The organism is Streptomyces sp. NPDC001902 (assembly GCF_042891295.1).
Classification (GTDB): Bacteria; Actinomycetota; Actinomycetes; order Streptomycetales; family Streptomycetaceae; genus Actinacidiphila.
Genome location: NZ_JBIATA010000016.1, coordinates 189,094 through 196,114 on the forward strand (window position 1 = coordinate 189,094; position 7,021 = coordinate 196,114).

Annotated in this window: 7 protein-coding genes and 1 pseudogene; 4 read left to right on the forward strand and 4 right to left on the reverse strand. The window is 73.0% G+C overall.

What is annotated here, in order from left to right; genetic code table 11:
• Positions 1–280 precede the first annotated feature (280 nt).
• Positions 281–625: a ParB N-terminal domain-containing protein gene (locus tag ACFYYN_RS25520; RefSeq protein WP_500547640.1), complete on the forward strand. Its 345-nt coding sequence runs from the start codon at positions 281–283 to the stop codon at positions 623–625.
• Positions 626–748: 123 nt separating this feature from the next.
• A complete protein-coding gene (locus ACFYYN_RS25525) occupies positions 749–2,140 on the forward strand; it encodes an FAD-binding protein (RefSeq protein WP_500547641.1) in 1,392 nt (463 codons plus the stop codon).
• 4 nt (positions 2,141–2,144) lie between these two features.
• Here the strand turns inward: ACFYYN_RS25525 and ACFYYN_RS25530 are convergent, their stop codons facing one another.
• Positions 2,145–2,699, reverse strand: a complete 555-nt coding sequence (locus tag ACFYYN_RS25530) for an HPP family protein (protein WP_500547642.1) — start codon at positions 2,697–2,699, stop codon at positions 2,145–2,147.
• 234 nt (positions 2,700–2,933) lie between these two features.
• On the opposite strand from ACFYYN_RS25530, the gene ACFYYN_RS25535 reads away from it, so the two are divergent.
• Positions 2,934–3,371, forward strand: a complete 438-nt coding sequence (locus tag ACFYYN_RS25535; protein ID WP_500547643.1) for a contact-dependent growth inhibition system immunity protein — start codon at positions 2,934–2,936, stop codon at positions 3,369–3,371.
• On the opposite strand, the gene ACFYYN_RS25540 is transcribed toward ACFYYN_RS25535, so the two are convergent.
• Together ACFYYN_RS25540 and ACFYYN_RS25545 are read right to left on the reverse strand one after the other, a co-directional pair.
• The gene (locus ACFYYN_RS25540; RefSeq protein WP_500547644.1) at positions 3,368–4,633 is read right to left on the reverse strand and encodes an MFS transporter; all 1,266 of its coding nucleotides are present in this window, start codon (positions 4,631–4,633) and stop codon (positions 3,368–3,370) included. The genes ACFYYN_RS25535 and ACFYYN_RS25540 overlap by 4 nt on opposite strands.
• Before the next feature lie 94 nt (positions 4,634–4,727).
• Positions 4,728–6,104: a GH1 family beta-glucosidase gene (locus ACFYYN_RS25545; RefSeq protein ID WP_500547645.1), complete on the reverse strand. Its 1,377-nt coding sequence runs from the start codon at positions 6,102–6,104 to the stop codon at positions 4,728–4,730.
• A gap of 90 nt (positions 6,105–6,194) precedes the next feature.
• Between ACFYYN_RS25545 and ACFYYN_RS25550 the strand changes: the two genes are divergently transcribed.
• Positions 6,195–6,827 (forward strand): TetR/AcrR family transcriptional regulator, encoded by a 633-nt coding sequence (locus tag ACFYYN_RS25550; RefSeq protein WP_500321513.1) that lies wholly within the window; start codon positions 6,195–6,197, stop codon positions 6,825–6,827.
• Between the two features lie 85 nt (positions 6,828–6,912).
• Here ACFYYN_RS25550 and ACFYYN_RS25555 read toward each other — a convergent pair.
• Positions 6,913–7,021 (reverse strand): annotated as a pseudogene (locus ACFYYN_RS25555) (electron transfer flavoprotein subunit alpha/FixB family protein); the annotation flags it as partial.

Below are 7,021 nucleotides of genomic sequence, written 5' to 3' on the forward strand. Positions count from 1 at the left end.
GCCGCCCCGCTGCGAACGCGCGGCCTGCTGAGGCTCGCCGTAGTTGACCTTCGCGCGACACACGGATCGCTGTACCTCTGGAGCGTCGTGACTGGTGGCTCTGGTGGGACTGATCACGGAGACGCTCCTCATCGGGTCCTCCCGGACTCTCTTTTGGATCGGCGGGCCCACTGAACTGCGCCTACACCCACCCAAGGCTGCACTCCAGCCTGAGCTGCCGTCGGTGACCGCTTGCCCCAGGGGTAATGGGCGGCGCCGGCCAGGCGGTCATCATGGGTGGATGCCGCATTCGCCAGTACACCTGCCGACCGCACTCGTCGCGAGGTACCGGGCGGTCGACCGGGAGGTCGTGGGTTCCGCCCTCGTCGACACGCCGCGCCATCTCGACGCGCTGACGGCGGACATCGGCACGCACGGGATCCTCGTGCCGCTCCGCCTCGGCTTCAACGAGGAGTTCGGGACGCTCGACGGCAACCACAGGATCGCCGTGGCCATCCGGCTGGGCCTGGCGGAGGTCCCGGTGGCGTTGGCCGCGGAACCGCTGCTCCCCCGGCCCGGTCACGCGCGGCCCATGCTTCCCGAGGACCTGGTCATCCTGCGGGGCGCCTTCACCGGCATCTCGTGATCCGAGACAACGGATCCCACCCCTTGGTCTTGACTCAGCAGTAATTGGCAGTCCATGTGCCTCTTGTTTACCGTTTGCATGCAATCGTTCCAGTTGTGGCGAAAAGCCCTACTGGAGGTCACCATGACCGAACTTCCGTTTGCACGGGACGCCAGGAGGCTGGCGTCCGCCGTGTCGGGCCCCGTGCTGAGGCCCGGGGACGACGGCTACTCCGGCGAGTGCTCGGGGGCCAACCTCGCCGTGGCGCACCGTCCGCAGGTGGTCGTGGGTGCGGTGACCGCCGAGGACGTGCAGGCCGCCGTACGGTTCGCCGGGGAACACGCGCTGCCGGTCGGCGTGCAGGCCACCGGGCACGGCCCCTCGCTGCCGATGGACGAGGGCGTGCTGATCACCACGCGGCGGATGGACGGCGTCCGCGTCGACTCCGGCGCCCGGGCGGCGCATGTGGGGGCGGGGGCCCTGTGGGGGCCCGTGGTCGACGCGGCGGCGCGGGAGGGCCTCGCGCCCCTGGTGGGCTCGTCAGCGGCGGTCGGAGTGGTGGGCTACACCCTGGGCGGCGGACTGAGCATCGGCATGGCCAGGGCGTACGGCTGGGCCGCCGACCATGTGCTGGCCATGGACGTGGTCACCGCCGACGGGGAGCTGAGGCGCGCCGCACCGCGCGAGGAACCGGACCTCTACTGGGGGCTGCTGGGCGGCAAGAGCAACTTCGGCGTCGTGACCGCCATGACCTTCAGCCTGTTCCCGGTGACCCGGCTCTACGCGGGCAACCTCTTCTACGCCGGCGAGCACGCCGCACAAGTCCTGCGTGCCTACCGCGACTTCGCGGCGGAGGCGCCCGATGAGCTCACGTCCTCCTTCGCGCTGATGCGGATGCCGGACCTGCCGTTCCTCCCGGAGTTCATGCGCGGCGCCCTGACCGTGAACGTCCGCGTCTCCTGCCTGGCGACGGCCGTCCGCGGGGCGCAACTCGTCGCGCCGATGCGGTACGCGGCACCGCTCCTCGCGGACCTGGTGACGGAGATCCCCTTCGCGGAGTGCCTGGGCATCGTCCCCGAAGGGAGCGGGCCCTGGGCCGCGGTCGAGCACTTCGCCCTGCTGGACGAGCTGACCCCACCGGCCGTCGACGCCGTCCTCGACACCGCCGGCCCGGACGCGGAGACGCTGATCGACATCGTCGACATACGCCACCTTGGCGGCGCCCTGGCCGAGCCGCCCGGAACCCCCAACGCCGTCGGCAACCGGGACGCGGACTTCGCGATGCTGACGCTGACCTTCGTGGCACCCGGCCAGGCCGCGCGAAGTGCCGCGTCGGGCACGGAACTCACCGACCGTGTGATGTCCCGGGCGGACGGCCGCAGGCACCCCAACTTCCTGTCCCACGCGGACGCGGTGGAGGGGCGGACGCGAACGGCGTATGCCCCGGAGACCTACCGCAGGCTGGGCGCGGTGAAGGCGCGATACGACCCGGACAACCTCTTCCGGTTCAACCACAACATCCCGGCCGCGCGATGAGCCCTCACCACCACGTCCTGGGGTAGACCTGCCGCCTCAAGCGGGAGGAGACCATCTGCACCGCGACGAGGAGCACCGTGCCGGCGGCCAGCAACGGGACGAAGTGGGTGGCGGACGGGGTCGTGAGCATGATCATGACGGCGGTGGCCATGGCCGGCGGATGGGGCGTCCGCAGCAGCAACACCAGCCCGCAGGCGATGCCGCAGCCCACGACGGCGGCCCAGGGGCCGTGCCAGCCGAGGGCCAGCACCCCGAAGCACACGAGGCAGGACAGCATGTGGCCGCCGATGACGTGGCGGGGCTGGGCGAGGGGGGATTCAGGGGTCGCGGTGACGATCGCCATCGTGGCCGCGAGCGGCGGCACGAGCACCGTCTGGTGCGTGAGCGTGCCCAGCGCCACCAGCACGGCCAGTCCGACCGAGGTCGTGACGGCCGCCGAGGCGATCGTCCGCGGGGGCAGCCGCGGCAGGTGGTGCTTGCGGCGGCGTTCGGGCGCCGGCTCCGCCTGGCGGGGCGCGGCGTCGGCGGTCCTGGTCGCCCCGGGCGTGTCAGTCGCCATGGGGGTGACCGGTCTCGGGGCGGGGCGGGGCACAGGCCCCCGGGGCGCGCGGAATCAGCATGGGGACTCCTCGGAACCATCCCCGTATCCGGCCCACGGCGGCTCTTCCGTGACGACGGGGATCACGCCCTCGATCGTGGCGTCGCCGCGCGGGGCACGTCCAAGACCGCCTTCCTATCGCTTGATCGAAGGCCTCTATCGATCCGCCCCGGGGCTCGGCCGGCCGGGGCACACGTGTCCCTGCGAATGGTCGCCATGGACCGGCTGCTGCACCTCGACCGCACGCTCGACGAACTGGACCCGCCCCGCTGGGAGGCTCCGTCCGCCGACGCGACCCATCTCGTCCGCACGGTGCACGCGTTGCGGCGCGTGCCGCTCGGCGACCTCCGCGCGGCGGATCTGCGCGTGCTGCTCACCCAGCAGGTGGGCCTGCCGTACGTCCTGCCCCTCGCGGTGCGGCTCCTCGTGGAGGACCCGCTGCTGGACGCGTGCTTCTACGAGGGGGACCTGCTGCTCGCGGCTGCCGGAGTCCCCGACGCCGCGTGGGCCGCACTGCCCGATCTCGCCGCCCGGCTGAGCGCCGTCATCGCGGGCCTGCCGCAGGCGGCGGTCGCCGGCCTGCCGCGCGGCACGGCCCAGGACCTCGTCCGTTTCGGCTCTCCTCGTCGCTAACGGACCGCGCGCACCTTGGCGATGAGCAGTCCGCCGAGCAGCGTGACGAGCGCGGTCGCGAGGTACAGGCCGGTGTAGCCGCCGAGGTGGGCGATGACGGGGGCGGCGACGGCAGGGGCGAGCACCTGGGGGCCGGAGTTGGCGATGTTGATGACGCCAAGGTCCTTGGCCCGGTTCTCGGCGGCCGGGAGGACCTGGGTCACCAGGGCCTGGTCCACGGCCAGGTAGATCCCGAATCCGGCGCCCAGCACCGCGGCCGCGGCCATGGCGGCGGGCCAGGTGTGGACGCAGGCCAGCAGGACCGCACCGAGGGCCATGACGACGGCGCAGAGCCGGACGAAGACCTTGCGGCGGCCGGCCCGGTCGGAGAGCACGCCCACCGGGACGGCGGTGAGCGCCGCGCACAGGGTGTAGATCAGGGTGAGGACCAGTACGCCGGTGTCGGGGTCCTCGAGGCCGACCGAGTCGGTGAGGTAGTAGAGCAGGTACAGCGTGCCCATCGCGTTGCCCAGGTTGATCAGGAAGCGGGTCAGCCAGGCCCAGCCGAAGTCCGGGTACCGGCGCGGGCTCACCCACAGGCCGGCGACCAGGCGCCGCGGGTCGAGGGGCGGACGCAGCGCACGGGGCAGCGCGGGTTCGCCGAAGCGGAGCACGAAGGGCAGCGCGAGGACGACGGTCAGCAGCGCGATCGTCGCGTAGCCCGAGGCGACCCCGGTGACCACGGTGGTCGTGACGACGGCGCCGATGACCAGGCCGAGGGACTGGGTGATGCCGGTCCACCCGGAGACCTCGGCGCGCTGGGCGACCGGCACCCGGTCGGCGATGGGCGTGGTGACCCCGGCGAGCATGGCGTTGAGCCCGGCCTGGGCGAGGCACCAGCCGCCGGCCACGCCGAGGACGGTGTGCTGACCGGACGTGACCAGCAGTCCCGCCGCCCCGGCGAGCGCGCCGCCGACGATCCACGGCCGGCGGCGCCCGAACCGGGAGGCCGTCCGGTCGGACAGGGCGCCGGCCACGGGGTTGGCGACCATCGCGACCAGGGCGCCCGCGCCGGTCACCCAGGACAGCGCCGTGTGCTTCCCGGCCGGGTCGATGTGTTCCAGTTGCAGCGGCAGCAGGATCTGGATCGGGGTCATGAAGGCCATGAAGACGGCCAGGGTGGCCAGGCTGAGCAGGGCGGTCCAGGCCGGACGGACCCGGGCGACCGGTTCGGCCGACAGGGTGTCCGGGGTGTGGGCGGCGTCCTCACCGGTGTGGCGCATGCGGTTCCCCCTGCAGCACCCGAGAACATGAGGTCATCTCATGTTCGCGCGAGTGTAGTGCCGGGCCGGCGGGCCGCCAAGGGATACGGACGAATCAGGGCGCGGTGCGGCGTGCCTGCGCGATGCGCTCCCGGTACCAGTGGTAGGAGGCCTTCGGTGTCCGCCGCTGGGTCGCGTAGTCGACGTGGACGAGCCCGAAGCGCTGGTGGTAGCCCTCGGCCCATTCGAAGTTGTCCAGCAGCGACCAGGTGAAGTAGCCGCGGACGTCGACCCCGCGGGCGTGCGCGGTCTCGACGGCCTCGATGTGGGTGCGCAGGTAGTCGATGCGGGCCTCGTCCCGGACCTCGCCGTCGTCCGAGGGGTGGTCGGCCTGGGAGCAGCCGTTCTCGGTGATCCAGACGGGCGGGAGCGCGGCCCCGTACCGCGCGTCGAGACCGGTGAGCAGTTCGGTGAGGCCGTCCGGCACCACCGGCCAGCCGAAGGCCGTGCGCGGGTACGGGGGACCGGGGACGGCCGCGTCCGGTTCCAGGATGTCGAAGGGCAGGCCGGCCTCCGCCGAAGGGGCGGCGATCCATGTGGGGTTGTAGTAGTTGACGCCCAGGCCGTCGAGGGGCGCGGCGACCACCGCGAGGTCGCCCTCGTGGACCACGCCGCCCCACGTCGGGTCGGTCAGCCCGTACGCGGACAGGTCGGGGTAGCCGCCGAGCAGCAGCGGGTCGGTGAACAGCCGGTTGTGCAGGGCGTCGTAGGCCGCGGCGGCGGCGTGGTCGGCGTCGGTGGCGCCCTCGCGGGTCCGCACCGGGGTGCAGTTGTTGGCGATCAGCACCTGCGCGGGGACGGCGGCGTGCGCGCGCAGCGCGGCGGTGGCGAGCCCGTGCCCGAGCAGCTGGTGGTGGGCGACGGGCAGCGCCTCCAGCATCAGGGCGCGGCCGGGGGCGTGGGTGCCGAAGGCGTAGCCGAACACCATGTGGACGAAGGGCTCGTTGAGGGTGATCCAGCGCGTGACCCGGTCGCCGAGGCGCCCGGCGACGACGGCGGCGTACTCGGCGAAGTGGCGGGCCGTGTCCCGGTTCAGCCAGCCGCCCCCGTCCTCCAGCGCCTGCGGGAGGTCCCAGTGGAAGAGGGTCGGCGTGGGGGTGATGCCGGCGGCGAGGAGTTCGTCCACCAGGCGGTCGTAGAAGCCGAGTCCGCGCGGCTCGACGCGGCCCCGGCCCTCCGGCAGGACGCGCGGCCAGGAGATCGAGAAGCGGTAGGCGTCGAGCCCGAGGCCCTTCATCAGCGCCACGTCCGCGGTGTGGCGGTGGTAGTGGTCGCAGGCGACCTCACCGGTGTGGCCGTCGCGGATCGCGCCGGGCCGGGCGCTGAAGGTGTCCCACACGGACGCCCCCTTGCCGTCCTCGGCGACGGCGCCCTCGATCTGGTACGCGGCGGTGGACGCACCCCAGCTGAAGGAGGCGGGAAGCGGGGACATCGGGATCCTCTCCTCTGCCGTACGCGGAGAACATGAGGGTTGCTCATGTTGGGCCTCGCCAACGTACACCCGATCCGGCAGAGTGGGACCATGCAGGCACCCACCGATCCGTCCGGCCCCCTCCGCCGTCGCCCCGTGCAGCAGCGCAGCCGGGAACGTTTCGACCGGATCCTGGACGCCTGCGCGCACCTGCTGGACGAGGTCGGCTACACGGCGCTCACCACCAAGGAGGTGGCCCGGCGCGCGGACGTCCCGATCGGGACGCTGTACCAGTTCTTCCCCGGCGTCGACGGGCTGCTGGGCGCGCTGGCCGAACGGAACCTGGGGCACTTCGCCGACCGGCTCGCCCGCCGGGTGGAGGCCGAACGCCCGCCGCGGATCGGGGCGATGGTGGACCTGGCGATCGAGGAGTACGTCGCGATGCGCCGCGCCGTACCGGGCTTCGGCGTGGTGGACTTCGGGGCGATCGGCCGCGAGGACCCCCGCAGCGTGCACCTCCTCGACGCGGTGCTGGAGAACAACGCGGCCGTCGCCGACCGGCTCTGGTTCCTCGTCGGCGGGCTGCTCGGCGACCAGGACCAGGCCGCCGCGCGCGTGCGGCTGCACGTCGCCCTCGAGTCCGCCGACGCGGTCCTGCGACTCGCCTTCCGCCGGGACCCCGAGGGCGATCCGGTGCTGATCGCCGAGTGCAAGCGGCTGCTGCGGGGCTACCTGGGCGGGTGACGGACACGCCGGAGCCCCGTGGTGCCGTCAGGGGGCGTCACGGGGCTCCGGTGGGTGTGTGCTGCCGGCCGGTGGTGTGCCGGGGTCAGCCCTTGCGGGCGGTGACCTCCTCGGTCAGCTGCGGCACCACGGCGAACAGGTCACCGACCACGCCGTAGTCGACCAGCTCGAAGATCGGCGCCTCCGGGTCCTTG